Source organism: Streptomyces sioyaensis, assembly GCF_004122735.1.
Taxonomy (GTDB): Bacteria; Actinomycetota; Actinomycetes; order Streptomycetales; family Streptomycetaceae; genus Streptomyces; species Streptomyces sioyaensis.
This window is the reverse complement of the sequence record NZ_SDIF01000074.1, coordinates 1-19,762: the sequence shown is the minus strand read 5'-3', so window position 1 is coordinate 19,762 and position 19,762 is coordinate 1. Positions and strand designations below refer to the sequence as shown.

General features: G+C 72.7%; 19 protein-coding genes and 1 riboswitch. Of the genes, 13 read left to right on the top strand and 6 right to left on the bottom strand.

Translation table 11 applies throughout. From position 1 onward, the window contains the following. Positions 1-503: 503 nt before the first annotated feature. Positions 504-1,166, bottom strand: a complete 663-nt coding sequence (locus EST54_RS22850; protein WP_129249596.1) for a TetR/AcrR family transcriptional regulator — start codon at positions 1,164-1,166, stop codon at positions 504-506. Between the two features lie 179 nt (positions 1,167-1,345). Here EST54_RS22850 and EST54_RS22845 point away from each other — a divergent pair, with 179 nt between their 5' ends. Genes EST54_RS22845 through EST54_RS22835 form a run of 3 tightly spaced genes read left to right on the top strand, consistent with a single transcriptional unit; the run spans position 1,346 to position 4,202 of the window. Further along, positions 1,346-1,600, top strand: coding sequence for a ferredoxin (locus EST54_RS22845; protein WP_129249595.1), 255 nt, complete (start codon positions 1,346-1,348; stop codon positions 1,598-1,600). After that, entirely contained in the window at positions 1,597-2,967 is a 1,371-nt protein-coding gene (locus tag EST54_RS22840; protein ID WP_129249594.1) for an NAD(P)/FAD-dependent oxidoreductase, read from the top strand. Before EST54_RS22845 ends, EST54_RS22840 begins: the two co-directional genes overlap by 4 nt. A gap of 11 nt (positions 2,968-2,978) precedes the next feature. After that, positions 2,979-4,202 (top strand): cytochrome P450, encoded by a 1,224-nt coding sequence (locus EST54_RS22835; RefSeq protein WP_129249593.1) that lies wholly within the window; start codon positions 2,979-2,981, stop codon positions 4,200-4,202. Between the two features lie 86 nt (positions 4,203-4,288). Here EST54_RS22835 and EST54_RS22830 read toward each other — a convergent pair whose 3' ends face one another. Together EST54_RS22830 and EST54_RS22825 are read right to left on the bottom strand one after the other, a co-directional pair. Continuing rightward, positions 4,289-4,522, bottom strand: coding sequence for a ferredoxin (locus tag EST54_RS22830; RefSeq protein WP_129249592.1), 234 nt, complete (start codon positions 4,520-4,522; stop codon positions 4,289-4,291). Then, complete coding sequence (locus tag EST54_RS22825) at positions 4,522-5,973, bottom strand: aldehyde dehydrogenase (RefSeq protein WP_129249591.1); 1,452 nt, start codon at positions 5,971-5,973, stop codon at positions 4,522-4,524. Before EST54_RS22825 ends, EST54_RS22830 begins: the two co-directional genes overlap by 1 nt. Before the next feature lie 198 nt (positions 5,974-6,171). Between EST54_RS22825 and EST54_RS22820 the strand changes: the two genes are divergently transcribed. The 6 genes from EST54_RS22820 to EST54_RS22795 all read left to right on the top strand — a co-directional run bounded on the left by EST54_RS22820 (position 6,172) and on the right by EST54_RS22795 (position 13,429). Next, entirely contained in the window at positions 6,172-7,242 is a 1,071-nt protein-coding gene (locus EST54_RS22820; RefSeq protein ID WP_129249590.1) for an MBL fold metallo-hydrolase, read from the top strand. 143 nt (positions 7,243-7,385) lie between these two features. After that, positions 7,386-7,545: riboswitch (cobalamin riboswitch) on the top strand. A gap of 164 nt (positions 7,546-7,709) precedes the next feature. Then, positions 7,710-9,035 carry a prenyltransferase/squalene oxidase repeat-containing protein gene (locus EST54_RS22815; RefSeq protein WP_129249589.1) on the top strand — a complete coding sequence of 442 codons (1,326 nt, stop codon included), beginning with the start codon at positions 7,710-7,712 and terminating at the stop codon, positions 9,033-9,035. Continuing rightward, positions 9,035-9,694 carry an SCO2322 family protein gene (locus tag EST54_RS22810; RefSeq protein ID WP_129249588.1) on the top strand — a complete coding sequence of 220 codons (660 nt, stop codon included), beginning with the start codon at positions 9,035-9,037 and terminating at the stop codon, positions 9,692-9,694. Before EST54_RS22815 ends, EST54_RS22810 begins: the two co-directional genes overlap by 1 nt. Further along, complete coding sequence (locus tag EST54_RS22805) at positions 9,691-10,854, top strand: CbiQ family ECF transporter T component (RefSeq protein WP_129249611.1); 1,164 nt, start codon at positions 9,691-9,693, stop codon at positions 10,852-10,854. The genes EST54_RS22810 and EST54_RS22805 overlap by 4 nt, the downstream gene beginning before the upstream one ends. Beyond that, positions 10,851-12,533 (top strand): ABC transporter ATP-binding protein, encoded by a 1,683-nt coding sequence (locus EST54_RS22800; protein ID WP_129249587.1) that lies wholly within the window; start codon positions 10,851-10,853, stop codon positions 12,531-12,533. The genes EST54_RS22805 and EST54_RS22800 overlap by 4 nt, the downstream gene beginning before the upstream one ends. Further along, positions 12,530-13,429, top strand: a complete 900-nt coding sequence (locus EST54_RS22795; RefSeq protein WP_239013772.1) for an ECF transporter S component — start codon at positions 12,530-12,532, stop codon at positions 13,427-13,429. Before EST54_RS22800 ends, EST54_RS22795 begins: the two co-directional genes overlap by 4 nt. Before the next feature lie 45 nt (positions 13,430-13,474). Here the strand turns inward: EST54_RS22795 and EST54_RS22790 are convergent, their stop codons facing one another. Next, on the bottom strand, positions 13,475-14,644 hold the full coding sequence (locus tag EST54_RS22790; protein WP_129249586.1) for a steroid 3-ketoacyl-CoA thiolase: 1,170 nt from the start codon (positions 14,642-14,644) through the stop codon (positions 13,475-13,477). A gap of 248 nt (positions 14,645-14,892) precedes the next feature. On the opposite strand from EST54_RS22790, the gene EST54_RS22785 reads away from it, so the two are divergent. The 4 genes from EST54_RS22785 (at position 14,893) to EST54_RS22770 (ending at position 18,554) form a co-directional block, all read left to right on the top strand. Beyond that, positions 14,893-16,125 (top strand): cytochrome P450, encoded by a 1,233-nt coding sequence (locus EST54_RS22785; RefSeq protein ID WP_129249609.1) that lies wholly within the window; start codon positions 14,893-14,895, stop codon positions 16,123-16,125. 441 nt (positions 16,126-16,566) lie between these two features. Then, positions 16,567-17,187, top strand: a complete 621-nt coding sequence (locus tag EST54_RS22780; RefSeq protein WP_129249585.1) for a DUF6230 family protein — start codon at positions 16,567-16,569, stop codon at positions 17,185-17,187. After that, positions 17,178-17,663: a DUF6114 domain-containing protein gene (locus tag EST54_RS35955; protein ID WP_203525533.1), complete on the top strand. Its 486-nt coding sequence runs from the start codon at positions 17,178-17,180 to the stop codon at positions 17,661-17,663. Before EST54_RS22780 ends, EST54_RS35955 begins: the two co-directional genes overlap by 10 nt. 192 nt (positions 17,664-17,855) lie before the next feature. Then, on the top strand, positions 17,856-18,554 hold the full coding sequence (locus EST54_RS22770) for a hypothetical protein (protein ID WP_129249584.1): 699 nt from the start codon (positions 17,856-17,858) through the stop codon (positions 18,552-18,554). 108 nt (positions 18,555-18,662) lie between these two features. On the opposite strand, the gene EST54_RS22765 is transcribed toward EST54_RS22770, so the two are convergent. Together EST54_RS22765 and EST54_RS22760 are read right to left on the bottom strand one after the other, a co-directional pair. Then, entirely contained in the window at positions 18,663-19,016 is a 354-nt protein-coding gene (locus EST54_RS22765; RefSeq protein ID WP_129249583.1) for a hypothetical protein, read from the bottom strand. Positions 19,017-19,204: 188 nt separating this feature from the next. After that, a partial coding sequence (locus EST54_RS22760; protein ID WP_174857497.1) for a cbb3-type cytochrome c oxidase subunit I occupies positions 19,205-19,762 on the bottom strand: 558 nt, incomplete at its 5' end.

Below are 19,762 nucleotides of genomic sequence, written 5' to 3'. Positions count from 1 at the left end.
GCCCGGGGCTCAGGCCGCCTCGGCCACCCCGCCCGCCAAGGCGAGGACCCGCTGGGCGAGCAGGTTCGGGACTGCTCGGCCGAGAGTGCTGAGTCCGAATTCATGAGTACTCCCGCTTTCCATGGGTCAGCCCTTGGCGCGAAGGGCGAATGGAGAGAGAAGGAGCCACCCGGGCTGGTTTTCTCTCCGCAGGAACTCAGAGAATCAGCACAATCCGCCGACCCACGGCGTTGTCATTACTTCATCACACAACGGGAAAACGGCTATCACGTGTGATGCCCTTGTATCGGGAGGGAATCCGCCAGCGCCACGCGGCACCACACAGCGCCGCACAGCGCCACAGAACAGTCAACGCACCCATCCCGCACCGTTCTTTATGCACACGTGGGCGGGTGTCCTGTGCGGCATGAGGTGGAGCAGTTGGGCGTTGGCCATATAGGTGAGGGCGGCGCCCTTGGGGTGCGCTGCGGTCCGCCGTCGGCGCGGACCGCGGGGCGGGCTGGTCAGTCCTGGTCGGCGGTGGTGGCGGCAGCGCCCCGGCCGATACCGGTGAACAGCCAGATCAGGGCCTGGCCGAAGAGTTCCTCGGGGACGCTGTCGGGGGCGATGCGGCGCTGCCGGACGAGCCCCTGGAAGAGCGCCGCCACCACGGAGGCCACGGAGGCCGCGCCGACCTCGGGGGGTGCGCCCCGCTCGGCGAGCCAGCTGCCGATCAGGCCCTCCAGTGCCTGGTGCGGCTCGCGCAGTGCGGTGGCCATCGTGTCGAGGACGTGCGGATTGCGCACCGCGTAGAGCCAGAACTCGGCCTGGAGCGGGGCGAAGTCGGTGTCCTCGTCGGCGGTGTGCACCAGCAGGCGCCCGAGTTCGGCGGCGGTCTCCCCGGTGCCCGCCCCGTGCCGCTCCAGGGTGTGGGTGGCTTCGGCGACGCGGCCCAGGCCGCGTTCGGCCATCAGCGCGAGGAAGAGGGCCTCCTTGCCACCGAAGTGGGAGTACAGCGCGCCGATGGAGAAGCCCGCGGACTCGGCGATCTCCTCCACCGAAGCGCCCGCGAAGCCCTTGCGGGCGAAGACCCGGGCCGCCGCGTCCAGCAGCAGGCGCCGGGTGCGGGCCTTGGCCTCCGCGCGGGTCGGTCGCCGCCGTGCGGATTCGTCGATTTCGGCGCTCATGTTGGGGACGCTATTCAGATAGCGAGCACTATGTCAACGCTCGGATAGCGTGTACAGTCTGAATAGTGATTGCTATCTGAATGGTGATCGCGATCGTCGCCCGGATGCGCGGCAGGAGGCCGCGACCGGGCGCCGGAAGAGCCGCCGAACCCGCGTTGACCTGCGAGGAGAGCGAATAAATGACCACCGATTCCCCGCCGGAGGAGCTCCGGCTCGTGGTGGACCTGAACCGTTGCCAGAGTTATGGGCAGTGCGTCTACGCCGCGCCGACCGTCTTCCGGTTCCACGGCGAGGAGGTGCTGGAGTACGACTACGCGCCCGATCCGGGCATCCGCCGCGAGGTCGAGCGGGCGGCCGCCGCGTGCCCCGTACAGGCCATCACCCTGGGCAGGGCCACCGAACCCGCACCCCTGACCACGGAGAGTGCGCAGTGAACGCCTCCGAAACCCCTGAGCGCATCGTCGTGGTCGGTGCCTCCCTGGCCGGGCTGCGCGCCGCCGAGGCCCTGCGCGACGAAGGGTTCACCGGTGAGCTCACGCTCATCGGCGACGAACCGCATGCGCCCTACGACCGTCCGCCGCTGTCGAAGGCGGTCCTGTCGGGCTGGCTGACCACCGACCACACCGAGCTCCCCCGGGTCCGCGACATCGCCGCCCGCTGGCTGCTCGGTACCTCCGCGACCGGCCTTGACCTGCGTGCACGCCGTGTGGAACTGGCTGATGGGCGGCAGGTGGCGTACGACCGGCTGCTGATCGCCACCGGCACCCGGGCCCGCCCCTGGCCCCAGCAGCAGGGCGGCACCCTGCACGGGGTACACGTGTTGCGCACCCGCGATGACGCGGACCGGCTGCGCACGGCACTGGCCGCGGGGCCGGGCCGGGTGCTGGTCATCGGTGCCGGCTTCACCGGTGGCGAGGTCGCCTCGGTCTGCCGCGACCTGGGCCTTGAGGTCACCGTGGTCCACCGTGGCGATGCCCCGTTGGCGAGCGCGCTGGGCGGTGTCGTCGGCCGCGCCGCGACCGGCTGGTACCGCGACGCCGGGGTGGACCTGCGGCTGGGCACCACGGTCCGGGCTCTGGAGGGGGATGCCCGCGGACGGTTGCGGCGGGCGCTCCTCTCCGACGGCACCGTGGTGGAGGCGGAGGTGGCCCTGGTCGCGGCCGGCGCCATGGCCAACACCGGGTGGCTGGCCGGCTTCGGGCTGGCCGCCGACGCCCACGGCGTTGCGTGCGACCACACCTGTCGGGCACTGGCCGACGACGGGACGCCGAGGGCGGACGTCTTCGTCGCCGGTGATGTCGCCCGCTGGCCGCACCCGCTCTACCCCGGTCAGCTCCTGCGCCTGGACCACTGGGACAACGCCGTCGCCCAGGCCCGCACCGCCGCCCACAACATGACCCGCCCGCCGCACGACCATCGCGCCCACCGGCCCCTGCCGGCGTTCTGGTCCAACCAGTTCGGCGTCAACCTCAAGTGCCTGGGGCTGCCGTCCCTCGCCGACCAGGTCGTGGTCACCCAGGGCTCACTCGACGAGCACCGCTTCGTGGCCGCCTACGGCCATCGGGGCCGCCTGATCGCCGCCGTTGCGGCCGACTCCCCCCGCGTGCTGGACGGATACGCCTCTCTCATCGAGGCCGGAGCGCCCTTTCCCCCGGAACTCAACGCCACCGACGGACCGGACCGACTTCTCCCGCTCGACGCCGGCTTCGCCCACCGCCCCGCCCCCGTACCGGACCGCCCGACCGTCCCGTCCATACCGCCCGCCCCATCCCTGCGGTCCGTCCCGGCCGGACACGAGTGAGGAGCTCCACCATGACCACGACCACTCAGCAGCACACCGCCTCGGACCTGTTCGCCCAGGCCCTCCGCTACGAAAACCGCGCCGACCCCTACCCCTACTTCGCGCAATTGTGCCGCCGGCCGGTCGTACCCGAGGAGAACGGAACCTGGCTGGTCAGCGGCTACCACGAGATCAGCCGGCTGCTCCGTGACCCGCGCGTCAGCGCCGACCGACGCAGGCCGGAGGAAGAGCAGCCGATCCGCAAGAGCCTGCTGGTGGAGGACGCGCCCCGGCACGACCAGCTGCGCCACCAGGTCACCGAGCAGTTCGTCCCGCGCATCATGGGCCTGCGCGACCACATCGACGGCCTCGTCACCGGACTCCTGGACGCGCACACCAGCCAGCGGCCAGGACAGCTGGACGTCGTCGGCGACCTGGCCTACCCCCTGCCGGTCACCCTCATCTGCGAACTGCTCGGCGTGCCACGCGAGGACGAGCCCGTCTTCGGCAGCATCGCCCGCCGCCTCACCCGCGGTCTGGATCCCGTCGAGACCCAGACCGAGGACGAGCTGCGCGAACTCCGGGAAGCCCGTGGTGAGTTGGTCCAGTACCTCGAAGGACTCATCGCGGACCGTCAGGCCGCCCCCGCCGACGACCTGCTCTCCGGCCTGATGTTCGGGCAGGGCTCGGATGCCCCCATGGATCCCATCGACCTCCGCGTCACGCTCGCCCTGCTCCTGATCGCCGGCCACGAGACCACCGTCAACCTCATCGCCAACGGCACCCTCGCGCTCCTGCGCCACCCCGACCTCCTGGCACGGCTGCGCGCCGAGCCCGACCTCGTCACCCCGCTCGTGGAGGAAGTGCTGCGCTACGACCCGCCGGTGCAGATGTCCGGACGCAGCACCCTGGCCGACATCGACCTCGGCGGCACCACCATCCCCAAGGGTTCCCGGGTCCGCCTGCTCCTGGCCGCCGGCAACCGCGACCCCCGCCGCTTCTCCGACCCGGACCGCTTCCTGCCCGACCGCCCCGGCAACGCCCACCTCGGCTTCGGGGGCGGCATCCACTACTGCATCGGCGCCACCCTCGCCCGGACCGAAGCGCAGGTCGCGCTGACCGCCCTCGCCCGCCGGCTGGCATCCCCCCGCCTGGTCGCCGCCCCCCCGCCGTACCGGGAGAACGCCATCCTGCGCGGCCCGGATCGCCTTCTGGTCTCCTTCGACCGCCTCACACCCGACCCACGCTCCGTCTGATCGCATGGACCGCGAGGGGCAAGCGGCTGTCCCGCCCCACGGTGCGGGAGGGGCAGTCGCCTGGTGCCGTCGCCCCTCGACGGCCCTCACTCCTCCGGCGGGAAGACCGGCTCACCGCTGCCGGCCAGGGTCAGGGTGATCGCCTCCACGGGGCACCCCTCGGCCGCCGCCAGGATGCGCTCGTCGGCGTCCGTCTCCGGCGCCACCGGGTGCGACTGCCGGGCCGTATCCAGCCGGAAGCCGTCCGGCGCCGCGGCGGCGCACATCCCCGAGCCGATGCAGACGCCCCGGTCCACCGCCACCTGCCAGCGGTCCCCCATCAGGCACCCGCCGGCAGATGGATCATCTTGTGCTCCAGATACTCGCCGAAGCCCTCGGGCCCGAACTCCCGCCCGATGCCGGAGTTCTTGTAGCCGCCGAACGGGCCGAGCATATCGATGCTGAAGGTGTTCACGGAGTACGTACCGGTGCGCACCTGCCGGGCGAGGTCGATGCCGTGGTCGACGTCGGCCGTCCACACCGAGCCGGAGAGCCCGTAGTCGGAGTCGTTGGCGATCCGCACCGCCTCCGCCTCGTCGCCGTACGGCAGCAGGCAGATGACCGGGCCGAAGATCTCCTCGCGGGCGATCCGCATGGAGTTGGTGACCTCGCCGAAGAGGGTCGGCTCGACGTACCAGCCCGTCGACTGCCCCGCGGGACGGCCGCCGCCGGTCAGCACCTTGGCGCCTTCCTGCTGCCCCAGTGCGATGTAGTCCAGCGAACGCTGCTGCTGGCGGCGGGCGACGAGCGGGCCGACCTCGGTGGCCGGATCCAGCGGGTCGCCGACGGTCAGCGCGCTCGCCGCCGCGGTGAACCGCTCGGCGATCTCGTCGTAGTGGCTGCGCGGCGCGAGGATCCGGGTCTGGGCCACGCACGCCTGGCCGTTGATCATCCAGGCGAACGGCACGATGCCGGCCACCGCCGCGTCCAGATCGGCATCCGGCAGGATCACCGCGGCGGACTTGCCGCCCAGCTCCAGCGTGACCCGGCTGAGGTTGCGGGCCGCGACCTCCATGACCCGCTTGCCCGCCGCCACCGAGCCGGTGAACGACACCTTGTCCACGCCCGGGTGCCCGACCAGGTACTCACTCACCTCGCGGTCGGCCGGCAGGATCGACAGCACGCCCGGCGGCAGCCCGGCCTCCATCGCGATCTCCGCGAGGAGGTACGCGTCCAGCGGCGTCTCCGGCGACACCTTCAGCACCACCGAGCAGCCGGCCAGCAGCGCGGGCGCGAGCTTGGCCGCGGCGGTGAACTGCGGGACGTTCCACGGCACCACGGCCGCGACCACTCCGGCCGGCTCCCGCCGCACCAGCAGCGGACCCAGCACCCCGGCCCGCCGCTCCTCGAAGGGGAAGTCCCGGGCCACCGTGAGCGCGGTGTCCCACACCAGCATCGCGGCCAGCGCCTGCACCATGACGCCGGAGGTGAACGGGGTGCCGTTCTCGGAGCTGATGACCCTGGCGAACTCCTCGCTGCGGGCCGCGAAGGCGTCCTTGATGCGGGTGACCACCGCGATCCGGTCCGCCAGCGGGGCGTTCGCCCACTCCCCGGACGCAAAGGACGTGCGGGCCGCGGCCACCGCCCGGTCGATGTCGGCCCGCGAGGCGTGCGGCACCCGGCCGATGACCCGTTCGGTGTGCGGCGAGACGACCTCGATGGTGTCCCGGCCGGCCGGATCGGCCCACGCACCGCCCAGGTAGAGCTTTCCGTGCTCGACGAGGTCGCTCATCGCTGCCGCCTCCCGATGGTTCCTGACGCTGCATCAGAATCACTCAGCAGAACTGATATCAGTTCTACCGGGAGGAGTCCACGGCGGCGGCCGAATCCCCAAGGCGCACACGCAGGGGCGCAGTTCCGGCCGAATTGAAACTCGTTCTAGTTATAGTGATGCGCGTGCCGGCGCACGGCGGACCGAGAGGGGACCGGGATGACGACGCAGGTGACCGACCACCGGGGCGGCGTGTGGAGCATCGCCGTCCCCATCCCGGACAACCCGCTCGGCCACACCCTCGTCCACCTCCTGGAGACCGACCGGGGGCCGGTGCTCATCGACACCGGCTGGGACGACCCGGACTCCTGGGACGCCCTCGTCGCCGGCGTCGCCGCCTGCGGTTTCGCCCTCACCGACCTCCACGGCGTACTGATCACCCACCACCACCCGGACCACCACGGCCTCTCCGCCAAGGTGCGGGAGGCCTCCGGCGCCTGGCTCGCGATGCACGCCGCGGACACCGCCGTGGTCCGCCGCACCCGCGGGGCCACGTCGGACCAGTGGCTCGACCACCTCATCGCCAGGCTCGCGGCGGCGGGCGCGCCGGACGGCCATCTGGCGCCGCTGCGCACGGCCCGGGCCACCGGGGGCGGCCGGCGGATGCCCGGCCTGCGGGCCGCGCTGCCGGACCGCGAGATCGGCCCCGGCGAGCTGCTCGACCTGCCGGGGCGCCGGCTGCGCGCGATCTGGACACCGGGGCACACCCCGGGCCATGTGTGTCTGCATCTGGAGGAGGAGCACCCCGCCCGGCGGACCCGCGGCTTCGGCCGGCTCTTCTCCGGTGACCACCTCCTGCCGGGCATCACTCCGCACATCGGCCTGTACGAGGACCCGGCCGGGAACTCGGGCGAGGTCGCCGACCCCCTGGGCGACTACCTCGACTCCCTCGAACGCGTCGGCCGGCTCGCCCCCGCCGAGGTGCTGCCCGCGCATCAGCACGCCTTCACCGACGCCGGCGGCCGCGTCCGCGCCCTCCTGGCCCACCACGAGGAGCGGCTCGCCCAGTTGCGGACGCTGCTGAGCGAACCCCGCACACCCTGGCAGCTCGCCAGGGCCATGGAGTGGAACCGCCCCTGGGAGCAGATCCCTTACGGCTCCCGCACCATCGCCGTCTCGGAGGCCGAGGCACATCTGCGCCGACTGGTGAAACTGGGCCATGCGGAGTGCGTGCCGGGCTCCGGCCCCGTGCAGTATCAGGCGGTGGACGGGGGCGGTGGCCGGGCGTAGGGGATGCGTACGGGGTCCGTGCGGTGGGGCCTGGGTCCGTGCGGTGCGTCTTGGGTGTCCACCGGGTGGGTCCTCGATCCGTGTGACGCGTACGGGTCGCGTCTCCGGCTCGTACGGGCGAGCGAATGCCGGGCGGGCGCCGGTTAAGGTGTGCGGGACAACTTCATCCGTGTCCGATCGGGGGAAGCCGGTGGAAATCCGGCGCTGACCCGCAACCGTGAGGACGGCCCGTCCACGCCACGCCCCAGGCCGGCGCGGAGCGGCCGTACGAGCCGGAACACCCGAGGGGCACGACCAAGGCTCCCGCCACCCCAGCCGTCCGCCCGCGGACGGCCGGTGCGCGGCACCGTCGAGGTATACGGAGCTGAGCCCGGTGCCACCGCGCCCGATCCCCGGATCGGTGCCCGGGTGGGCGGCCGAGCGCGGCTGCGTGGCCGCCGCGACCCGACCCGAGAGGCACCGACCCGATGGCCCCCACGGCTTCCCTGGCCCAGCAGGCCCCCGCGCCGCACTCCGGCGCCCCCTTGGCGCGCCGCGCCGCCACGGCGCTGGCGGCCGCGATGGTGCTGGGCGCGGCCGCCGCCCCTGCCGCGTACGCTGCCGCCCCTGCCGCTGCCGCCGGTTCCCCGTCCGCCGCGGCCAAGAAGCTGCCCGCCGGTCTGTACGGCACCAAGGACCCGCAGTACGACGGGGTGTGGCGGCAGTCGCTCGCGCTGCTGGCGCAGCACACGGTGGGGGTGCGCCCGGCGGCGTCGGCCGTGCGGTGGCTGGTCGGGCAGCAGTGCGCGGACGGCGCGTTCACCGCCTTCCGTGCCGAGCCGGCCAAGCCCTGTGCCGCCAAGACGATGCGGGACACCAACCAGACGGCCGCCGCGGTGCAGGCGCTGGCCGCGCTGGGCGGGCACGGCGACAGCGTGGACAAGGCGGTGGGCTGGCTGAAGTCGGTGCAGAACGACGACGGCAGCTGGAGCTCGATGCCCGGCTCGCCCGGCGACGCCAACTCCACCTCCGTGGTCATCGGGGCGCTCGCGGCAGCCGGGCAGAAGCCGGCGTCGGTGACGTCGAAGAAGCACAAGACCGCCTACGACGGGCTGCTCACCTTCCGGCTGGGGTGTGCGGGCAAGGAGGACGCGCACGGCGCGTTCACCTTCCAGCTCAAGGGCGCGGCTCCGAACGCCGACGCCACCGCGGCCGCCGCAACCGGCGTGCTCGGCAAGGGCTTTGTCGTCGCGCCCGCCGGCCGCCGCGACCCGAACCCGGTCGCGCCGCCGGCCTGCAAGGACGGCAAGGACAAGGCGGGCAGGGTCTCCGCGGCGCAGGCCGCGGACGGCGGCGCCGCCTATCTCGTCGCCCAGCTCGACAAGAACGGGCAGCACCTTCTGTCCGCGATGCCGGGCGCCAAGCCGCAGCCCGACGTCGGGAACACCGCGGACGCCGTGGTGGCGCTGGCGGCCGGCGGACACGGCGCCGACGCCCGGCGACCCCTGGCCTGGCTTCAGAAGAACGCGGCGGACTGGGCGCGGCAGAGCGGCCCCGCCGCGTACGCCCAGCTGGTGCTGGCCGCGCACGCCACCGGCAGCGACCCGCGCTCCTTCGGCGGCACCGACCTGGTCACCGCGCTCAACGCGACCGGCCCCGGGCCGGCCGCCGTATCGGGGAAGCACGCCAAGGGCGCCGACGCCTCCGCCAAGGACGACGGCGGCGGCATGCCGTGGTGGATCATCGGCGTCGGCCTCGCCTTCGGCGCGGGCCTCGGTTTCCTGCTCAGCGGCCGCAAGAGGGGCGGGCACTGATGCGGCGCGCCACCCTCGCCGGCGCCGCGCTGCTGGCCGGCACGGTCACCGGTCTGGCCACCGGGCCCGCCCAGGCCCAGGAGTACCGCTACTGGTCCGTCTGGGAGGGCAAGGGCAGTTCGTGGACGTACGCCACCGAGGGGCCGGGCACCCTGCGGCCGGCCGACGGTGCGGTCACCGGGTTCCGCTTCACCGTCGGCGCCGATTCCGCCGCGGCCGGCAAGCCCCGTACGGCGCCCGGCTTCGACGCGATCTGCCGTGCCACCCCCGCCAAGGAGGGCCGCAAACGGATCGGCGTCGTCGTCGACTTCGGTACCGCGGCGGACGCGCCCGGCGGCGAGCGGCCACCGGCGTCGCGGACGGAGTGCGCCCAGGTCTCCGAGGACGCCTCGGCGGGCGAGGCGCTGGCGGCGGTCGCCCGGCCGCTGCGTTATGACGCGAGCGCCTTGCTGTGTGCCGTCGCCGGCTACCCGAAGGCGGGGTGCGCGGAGCGGGTGAACGGCTCGAAGGGGGCAGGGTCCGCGGCGTCGCCGGCCCCGGGCGCGGCGGCGGACGGCGGGGACGACGGCGGGCCGTCCACCGGGCTGTTCGGCGGGATCGCGGTCCTGGTGGTGCTGGGTGCGGCGGCCGGGTGGCAGCTCCGCCGCCGGCGCGGATGAGCGCCCCGCGGGCGACCCGTACCACCGCGCTGCCGGCCGGCGCCTGGTGGCTGTGGGCGCTCGGCCTGGCCACCGCGGCCTCCCGCACCACCGATCCGCTGCTGCTGGGGCTGCTGGTGGGGGTGGCCGGTTATGTCGTGGCGGCCCGCCGTACGGAGGCGCCCTGGGCTCGTTCGTACGGGGCCTTCGTCAAGCTCGGCCTGGTCGTGATCGCCGTCCGGCTGGTCTTCGCCTTCTTCCTGGGGTCGCCGATTCCCGGCACGCACACCCTGGTCACGCTGCCCGAAGTGCCGCTGCCCGACTGGGCGAAGGGCGTCCGGATCGGCGGCCGGGTCACCGCGGAGGGCATGGTCTTCGCCCTGTACGACGGGCTGAAACTGGCCACCCTTCTCATCTGTGTGGGCGCCGCCAATGCGCTCGCCCATCCGGCGCGGCTGCTGAAGTCGCTGCCCGGCGCGCTGTACGAGGTGGGCGTCGCGGTCGTCGTCGCGATGACCTTCGCCCCGAACCTGGTCGCCGACGTCCAGCGGCTGCGCGCCGCCCGCCGGCTGCGCGGCCGCCCCGACCGCGGGTTGCCGGCGCTCCTCCAGGTCGGCATGCCGGTGCTGGAGGGCGCGTTGGAGCGTTCGGTGGCGCTGGCCGCGGCCATGGACGCGCGGGGCTACGGCCGCAGCGCCGACGTGCCGCGGGCCGTACGGCATACCACCTCCGTCCTCACCCTCGGCGGGCTGCTCGGCGTCTGCGCCGGGACGTACGGGCTGCTGGGCGAGGCCGGCGGCGGCTACGGTCTGCCGCTGCTGCTGGCCGGGCTGGCGGCGGCGCTGGGCGGGCTGTGGCTCGGCGGTCGGCGGTCGGTGCGCAGCCGCTACCGGCCCGAGCGGTGGGGCGTGCGCGCCTGGCTGGTCGCGGGCTCCGGCATCGCCGTCGCCGCCCTGATGATCTGGGCCAACTCCTACGCGCCCACCGCCCTCCACCCGCCTGCCGTCCCGCTCACCGCCCCTGTCCTCCCCCTCTGGCCGGCCGTCTCCGTGCTCGTGGGACTGCTGCCCGCGTTCGTCGCCCCGCTCCCGCCGGGCGGGGACCGGGCGGACCGCACGGCGTCCCGTGGCCGTGGCCGTGCCGTCGATGTCGATCCGCGTGCGAAGGAGCCCACCCCGTGATCCGGTTCGAGCAGGTCTCGGTCACCTACGGCGACGCCACGGCGCCGGCCGTCCAGGGCATCGACCTGACCGTCCCCGAGGGCGAACTGTGCCTGCTGGTCGGGCCCTCCGGCGTCGGCAAGTCCACCGTCCTGAACGCCGTCTGCGGTCTCGTCCCGCACTTCACCGGCGGCACCCTGCGCGGCCGGGTCACCGTCGACGGCCGGGACACCCGCACCCACAAGCCGCGCGAACTGGCCGATGTCGTCGGCACTGTGGGCCAGGACCCGCTGGCGCACTTCGTCACCGACACCGTGGAGGACGAGCTCGCCTACGGCATGGAGTCGCTCGGCCTCGCCCCCGACGTGATGCGCCGACGGGTCGAGGAGACCCTGGACCTGCTGGGCCTGGCCGAGCTGCGCGACCGCGCCCTGGCCACGCTGTCCGGCGGCCAGCGGCAGCGGGTGGCGATCGGGGCGGTCCTGACCACCCACCCGAAGGTCCTGGTCCTCGACGAGCCGACCTCGGCGCTCGACCCGGCCGCCGCCGAAGACGTGCTCTCCGTGCTCCAGCGCCTGGTGCACGACCTGGGCACCACGGTCCTGCTGGCCGAACACCGCCTGGAGCGCGTCGTCCAGTACGCCGACCAGGTCATCCTGCTCCCCTCCCCCGGCGCGGCCCCGGTGATGGGCGCCCCCGCCGACGTCATGGCCGTCTCCCCCGTCCACCCTCCGGTGGTGGCCCTCGGCCGCCTCGCGCACTGGTCCCCGCTGCCGCTGTCGGTACGCGACGCCCGCCGGAAGGCCGCCGCCCTGCGCACGCGGCTGACGGGGGTGACGCCGCCGGCGCCGGGAGCGGGGCAGGCAGTCGGCGGGACGGGCACGGGGCCGGGAGCGGCATCCTCCGTCCCGGCGCCCCGGGGCGACGCCGTCCCGGACGGGATCGCCGCGGCGGTGTCCGGGCTGGGCGTCCGGCGGGGGCGGACCGAGGTGCTGCACGGGGTGGAGCTGACCGTGCGGCGCGGCGAGACCCTTGCCCTGATGGGCCGTAACGGGGCGGGGAAGTCGACCCTGCTGTCCACCCTGGTCGGAATGCACCCGCCGGCCGCCGGCTCGGTGCGGGTCGGCGGCGTCACCCCGCACCGCACCGGCCCCCGCGCCCTCCTGCGGCACGTCGGCCTGGTCCCCCAGGAACCCCGTGACCTGCTCTACGCGGACACCGTCGCCGCCGAGTGCACCACGGCCGACCAGGACGCGGGCGCCCCGGCCGGCAGTTGCCGCGCCCAGGTCGCCCGGCTGCTGCCCGATGTCCCGGACTCCGTCCACCCCCGCGATCTGTCCGAGGGCCAGCGCCTGGCCCTCGCCCTCGCGGTCGTGCTGACCGCCCGTCCGCCGCTGCTCCTGCTCGACGAGCCCACCCGCGGACTGGATTACGCCGCCAAGGCCCGGCTGATCGAGGTGCTGCGCGCCCTGGCCGCCGAGGGCCACGCCATCATCCTGGCCACCCACGACGTGGAGCTGGCCGCCGAACTCGCCCACCGGGTCGTCATCCTGGCCGACGGCGAGATCGTCGCCGACGGTCCCACCGACGAGGTCGTGGTCTCCTCGCCGTCGTTCGCGCCGCAGGTCGCCAAGGTCCTCGCGCCGCTGCCCTGGCTGACCGTGCCGCAGGTGGCCGACGCCCTGGAGGCCACCGCATGACCGCGCCCGTGCACCGCACCGAGGGCGCCGGGCCGCGCCCCGGCGCCGCGCCCGGTCCGGGCACCGGGCGCCGGGCGCGGGCCATCCGGCTCGGGCCCCGCTCCGTCGCCGCGCTGTGCCTGATCTCGGTCATCGGGGTGATGGCCTTCGGGTGGCCGCTGCTCGCCGATTCGGCCTCCGGTCTCGCCCATTCCCGGGACGCGCCCTGGCTGTTCGCCGCGCTGCTGCCGATGCTGCTCGCCGTCGTCGTGGCGACCGTCGCCGACACCGGCCTGGACGCGAAGGCCATCGCCATGCTCGGCGTACTGGCCGCGGCCGGGGCCGCGATGCGGCCGCTCGGCGCGGGAACGGCCGGCATCGAGCCGATGTTCTTCCTGATGGTGCTGGCGGGGCGGGTGCTCGGGCCCGGCTTCGGGTTCGTGCTGGGATCCGTGGCGATGTTCGCGTCGGCCCTGCTGACCGGTGGTGTCGGGCCCTGGATGCCGTTCCAGATGCTGACGATGGGATGGGTGTCGATGGGGGCCGGTCTGCTGCCCGGTCCCGACCGGCTGCGCGGCCGCCGGGAACTGGCCCTGCTCGCCGCGTACGGAGCCGTCTCCGCCGTCCTCTACGGCCTGGTCATGAACCTCCAGGGCTGGCCCTACATCGGCGGCATGGCCTCGGGGGTCTCCTTCGTCCCCGGCGATCCGCTCGGCCAGAACCTCACCCGCTTCCTCGCCTACTGCCTCGCCACCTCCCTCGGCTGGGACCTGCCCCGGGCCCTGGTGACGGTGGTCCTCACCTTCGCGCTGGGCGGCACCGTACTGACGGCGCTGCGCCGCGCCACCCGCCGCGCCGCCTTCGACGCCCCCGTCTCCTTCACGCCCGGCCCGCCCCCGGAGGCCGGCGCCTCGTGAGCCGTCCCGCCAGGGGCTGTCCGATCCCGATCCGCCGGACAGTCCCTACAGCCGCTGGATGATCGTCCCCGTCGCCAGCGCGCCGCCGGCACACATGGTGATCAGGGCGAACTCCTTGTCCCGGCGTTCGAGTTCGTGCAGCGCGGTGGTCACCAGCCGGGCGCCGGTGGCGCCGACCGGGTGGCCCAGGGCGATGGCGCCGCCGTTCACGTTCACCTTCTCCAGGTCCTGGTCGAAGGTCTGCGCCCAGGAGAGCACCACGGAGGCGAAGGCCTCGTTGATCTCGACGAGGTCGATGTCCCTCAGCGACATCCCGGCCTTGCCGAGCACCGCGCGGGTGGCGTCGATGGGCCCGTCCAGATGGAAGTGCGGATCGGAGCCGACCAGTGCCTGCGCCACGATCCGGGCGCGCGGCTTGAGCTTGAGGGCGCGGGCCATCCGCTTGGAGGCCCACATCACCGCGGCGGCCCCGTCGGAGATCTGCGAGGAGTTGCCCGCGGTGTGGACCGCGGTCGGCATCACGGGCTTGAGGCCGGCCAGCGCCTCCATGCTGGTGTCGCGCAGCCCCTCGTCCCGGTCGACCAGCCGCCACATGCCCTGGCCCGCGGCCTGCTCGTCCTCGGTGGTGGGCACCTGGACGGCGAAGGTCTCCCGTTTGAAGCGCTCCTCGGCCCAGGCGGCGGCCGCCCGCTCCTGTGAGATCAGCCCGAGCGAATCGACGTTCTCGCGGGTCAGCCCGCGGTGGCGGGCGATGCGTTCGGCCGCCTCGAACTGGTTGGGCAGATCGACGTTCCACTCGTCCGGCCAGGGCTTTCCGGGGCCGTGCTTGGAGGCGCTGCCGAGCGGCACCCGGGACATCGCCTCGACACCGCAGCCGATGCCGACGTCGATGACGCCGCTCGCGATCATGTTGGCGACCATGTGGTTAGCTTGCTGGGAGGATCCGCACTGGCAGTCCACGGTGGTCGCGGCGGTCTCGTACGGAAGGCCCATCGCCAGCCAGGCGTTGCGGGCCGGGTTCATGGACTGTTCACCGGCGTGGGTGACGGTGCCGCTGACGATCTGTTCGATGCAGTCGGGCTGGATGCCCGTACGGGAGAGGAGTTCGCGGTAGGTCTCGCCCAGGAGGTAGGCGGGGTGAAGGTTGGCGAGCGCGCCCTGGCGCCTGCCGATCGGGGTGCGTACTGCTTCGACGATGACGGGTTCCGCGGCCATGACTGACTCGTCCTCTCCTCGCGTCCGCGGGTCCCGGCACCCACGGAAGAAGAACTAGTACGCGTTCTAGTTCTGCAAACAGTCTTATGAGCCGCCCTCCGGGGCGCAAGGGGCATGCAACACCCTTGTCCACAAAGGGAGTCGCCACGGCCCTTGCCACTTGCGGAACTCGTCACTACCTTCACCGCGATCCATACCTGATGAACCGTCAGAAATTTTGGATGGACCAGATGGACCAGGAGTCGCCGATGCCATGCCCCGCGTTGCCCGACGGGTTCGACTTCACCGACCCCGACGTCTATCAGTCCCGCGTCCCGCTCCCCGAGTTCGCGCTGCTGCGGCAGACCGCTCCGGTGTGGTGGAACGCCCAGCCGCACGGCATTGCCGGCTTCGACGACGACGGCTACTGGGTCGTCACGCGCCACCAGGACGTCAAGGAGGTGTCCACCAAGCCGGACATCTTCTCCGCCAGCCGCAACACCTCGATCATCCGGTTCAACGCGTCCATGACCCGTGAGCAGATCGACGTACAGAAACTCATCATGCTGAACATGGACCCGCCCGAGCACACCCGGGTCCGGCAGATCGTGCAGCGCGGCTTCACCCCGCGCGCCATCCGCGGCCTGGAGGACGCGCTACGCCGCCGGGCGGTGCACATCGTCGACGAGGCGCGCCGCAACGGCACCGGGGACTTCGTCACCGACATCGCCTGCGAACTCCCCCTCCAGGCCATCGCGGAACTGATCGGCATCCCCCAGGACGACCGGGCCCGGATCTTCGACTGGTCGAACAAGATGGTCGCGTACGACGATCCCGAGCTGGCGATCACCGAAGAGGTCGGCAGCAACGCGGCCATGGAGCTGATCTCGTACGCGATGAACCTCGCCGCGGCGCGCAAGGAGTGTCCGGCCGAGGACATCGTCAGCCGGCTGGTGGCGGCGGAGCACGAGGGGAACCTCGGCTCCGACGAGTTCGGGTTCTTCGTGCTGCTGCTGGCGGTGGCCGGCAACGAGACCACCCGCAACGCCATCACCCACGGCATGCACGCCTTCCTCACCCACCCCGACCAGTGGGAACTCTTCAAGCGCGAGCGCCCGGCGACCGCGGCCGAGGAGATCGTGCGGTGGGCGACGCCGGTGGTCTCCTTCCAGCGCACCGCCACCCAGGACACCGAACTGGGCGGTGCGAAGATCAAGGAAGGGCAGCGGGTGGGGATCTTCTACTCCTCCGCCAACAACGACCCGGAGGTCTTCACCGACCCCGAGGTCTTCGACATCACCCGCGACCCCAACCCCCATCTGGGATTCGGCGGCGGCGGCCCGCACTTCTGCCTCGGCAAGTCCCTCGCGGTGCTGGAGATCAACCTGATCTTCCAGGCCCTCGCGGACGCCCTGCCCGGCATCTCCCTGGCGGGCGACCCACGCCGACTGCGCTCGGCCTGGCTCAACGGCGTCAAGGAACTCCGGGTTCATTACGGCTGAGCCCGTACCCCCTCCAAGAGGGCCGCGAAGAGAGCAGGGCGCGCACCCGGATCCATGGGGTGGGCGCCTCGCCGCTGCGTGGGGCATGCCGGGGACGGGGAGAGGCGGGGCGCCGGGTACGGGAGGGGCCGGTCCGGAAAGCCGGACGAGCGGTATGTCCGAAACCGGTTCCTTCCGCAAGCTTGTCAGTTGTCATGCTCAGACTTACATTCAACTCGCGGGTAACACTTGGCAGTTCGGCATCTTCGCGCACAGCTCCGCAGCGCCGGCACCCGAACCGCACGTTCTTCCCCACCTCCGCACACGCCGGCCCCCGCGCGTCGCCACACCCGCGCCGCACGCCGACGCGCCCGCACAGCACGCCCCAGCACGCCCCACCACGCACCGGCACCCCCCACACAGTTCGACAGCGCGCTCGCTCTTCGAAGGGGACACACCGATATGAAGGACGCACACGGCAGACCCGTCACGGGACGCATCAGATGGCGCAGGTTCGCCGCGCTGTCCGTCCCGGCCCTCGTCGGCACGGCCGCCCTGGGCATCGCCCTGGCCAACGGGGCACTGGCGGCGTCGTTCGCCGTCTCGGGACAGCAGTTCAAGGTTTCCGCCGACAGCCTCACGGGCGACGGCTTCGCCCAGTACGGCAGCGTGGACACGAACGCCAGGGGAGACCTCCTGCCGGTCGCCGTCACCGCCATCAAGACCGCCCGGATGAACCATCTGTGCCAGTCGGTCGTCACCCACCTGCCCGTCATCGGCGATATCTCGCTCAACCTCAGCGCCGGTACGGGCGGCAAGCCCGTCGAGGCGACCAATCTCTTCGTGGACGCCACCCAGCTCTCCGGCAACGCGTCCTTCCACGGCATCGAGATCGGCCGGGACGCCTCCACCCTCGACAAGGGACCGGACAGCGCCCAGGGCATGCAGGACCTCTTCGCCCAGCAGGCCGACGACGTCAACATCAGCAACCTGCGGCAGACGGCCTGGGCCACCAACGCGGGGACCTTCAAGCTGTCCGGCCTGAACATGAAGATTTCCAAGGGCTCCAAGGAATGCTTCTGACCTGGCGGCGCTGGCGGAGGGCGCGGCCCTTCTGGGGCGGTCTGGCGGCCGTCCTCGCCGGCGCCGAGCTCTGCGCCATCCCCCTCGCGCCGCTGAAGATCATGCTGCAACAGGGCATCGCCGGCATCCCGTCCGTGCTGATGGGGCTGGTGATGATCGTGATGGGGCTCTCGGCGTGGTTCGCCCCGCACTACCGGGGCCTCGCGGGGGTGCTCACCGTGCTGTGTGCGGCGGCCGCGCTGGTGATGTCCAACCTCGGCGGCTTTCTGATCGGCACCGTCCTCGGGATTCTCGGCGGCTCGATGATGTTCGCCTGGCAGCCGGCCGCACCGGCGGAACCCGGCGCCGCCGCGACGCCCGGGTCCGGTGCCGAACCGGGTGACGGCGCGCCCGGGTCCGGTGCCGAACCGGGTGACGGCGCGCCCGGGGCCGGTGCCGAACCAGGTGACGGCGCGCCCGCACCCAGCGGCCCGTAGGACCCCGTAGCCCTCAGCCCGCAGCCTTCAGCCCGCATCTGTCCACCCGGCCCCGGTCCACCCGTCCCCCGGCCGCGCCCGTACCCATACCCGTACCCCCCAGCGCCGTCGTCCGCGTACGGGACCGGACCGCTGCCCGCACCGCGGACCGACCGCCCCTGTGGCACCCACCCCCCTTGAAGGAGACCCACGATGACGATGACGCACCCCGCCCGCCGTACGCAGCGCAGACGCGCGTTCCGTTCCGCCGGCACCGGGATCGTCGCGGCGCTCGCCCTGCCGCTCGCCGTGCCGGGTTCCGCGGCGGCCCTGCCCGCCCCGTCGGCACCGCTCGCCCCGGCCGCCACGACCGTGAGTCCGGCAGGTCACGGCTTCACCGCCACGCTCAGCGGCAAGGCCACCTTCAAGGCCGGTGCGGTGACGGTGACCTGTACGACCTCGACCTCCAGCGGGCAGGTCCCGGCCGCGCCCGGCAACCACAACCCGGCCGGTCCGGTGAGCAGTTCGACCACCCCGGCGACCTACGGCTCCTGCTCGACGAGCCTGCCGGGCGTCAGCGCGAGCGTCACCACGACCGGCACCTGGGGCGTCGCCATGCAGAACGGGGCGCCGGTCACCGCCGGCCTGACCATCCCCACCGGCGGATTCGTCCTCAAGACCAGCGGGCTGGCGTCCTGCACGGTCACCGCGGCCCCCACCGCACCGGCAACGGTGGGCGGCACCTGGACCAACGGCGCACCGTCCACGCTCACCTTCACGAACGCCGCGGTACCGGTGAAGGTGGTGGGCGGCTTCGGCTGCCCGACCACCGCGACCAGTTCGACGTTCAACGCCACCTACAAGGTCGCCGACACCACCGATCCCGCTTCCCAGATCACGGTCACCGGCTGAGCGGCGCTCGGGTGCACCGGCCGACCGGCCGGCTGACCGGCCAGGGGTGACGGCCGCGCCCCGCCCGTGCGTGGGCGTCACCCTCAACGCACCGCGCGGGCGTCACCCTCACCGCACGGCCATGCCGGCGACCGCCACCGTCACCAGCGCCGCGACGGCGACCGTGCCGCTGAGGAACACGGTGATCAGCCGTCGGCGCAGGGCCCGGTAGACGCCTTCGTATTCGGTCCGCAGGGTGGCGCTGCGGACCGCGATGCGCTCCAGATACGCCCACGTGGCATCGCGCTGGTCGCGGCAGTAGTGCAGCTCCACTTCCCGCCGCTGACTGTCGGTGAGCCAGGGCAGGCCCGCGCAGAAGGCCTCCGCGCGGATACGTGCCCGGTCCTTCTCCGCCTCCCAGAGGAGAAATCCCTCGATCTCGTTGATGGCCCGGTCCATCGCCGTACCGTCGGCCCCCGGCATTTCCGCTGCGTACGGCAGACCGCCCCCTTCGGACATTCCCCCGCCCATTTCCCGGCCCTCGCCCTTCCGCCGTCCTCTTCCCGTTTCCCTGCCCTCGCCCCTCCGTCTTCCTCCACCCCTCCGGCTTCCTTCGCCCCTCCGGCTTCCTTCGCCCCTCCGACTTCCTTCGCCCATCCGCGTTCCCTCGTTCATCGGCGTGCCCCGATTCCGGTGGCAGGCGTGTCCCCGGCGTCCGTCAAGGTCTCGATATCGCGTGCGATCTCCGGGTGGTGCAGATCGAAGGCCGGGGATTCGGAGCGAATACGCGGCAGCGTACGGAAGTTGTGCCGCGGCGGCGGGCAGGACGTCGCCCATTCCAGCGAACGGCCGTACCCCCAGGGATCGTGGGACTCGACCTTCGCGCCGTACTTCGCGGTCTTCCACACGTTGTAGAGGAACGGCAGGAGGGAGAGCCCGAGAAGGAAGGAGAAGATGCTGGAGACGGTGTTCAGGGTCGTGAAACCGTCGGCCGCGAGGTAGTCAGGGATACGCCGCATCATGCCCTCGGCGCCCAGCCAGTGCTGGACGAGGAAGGTGCCGTGGAAGCCCACGAAAAGCGTCCAGAAGGTGATCTTCCCGAGCCGCTCGTCCAGCATCTTGCCGGTCATCTTCGGCCACCAGAAGTGGAATCCGGCGAACATCGCGAAGACGACCGTACCGAAGACCACGTAATGGAAGTGCGCCACCACGAAGTACGAGTCGGAGAC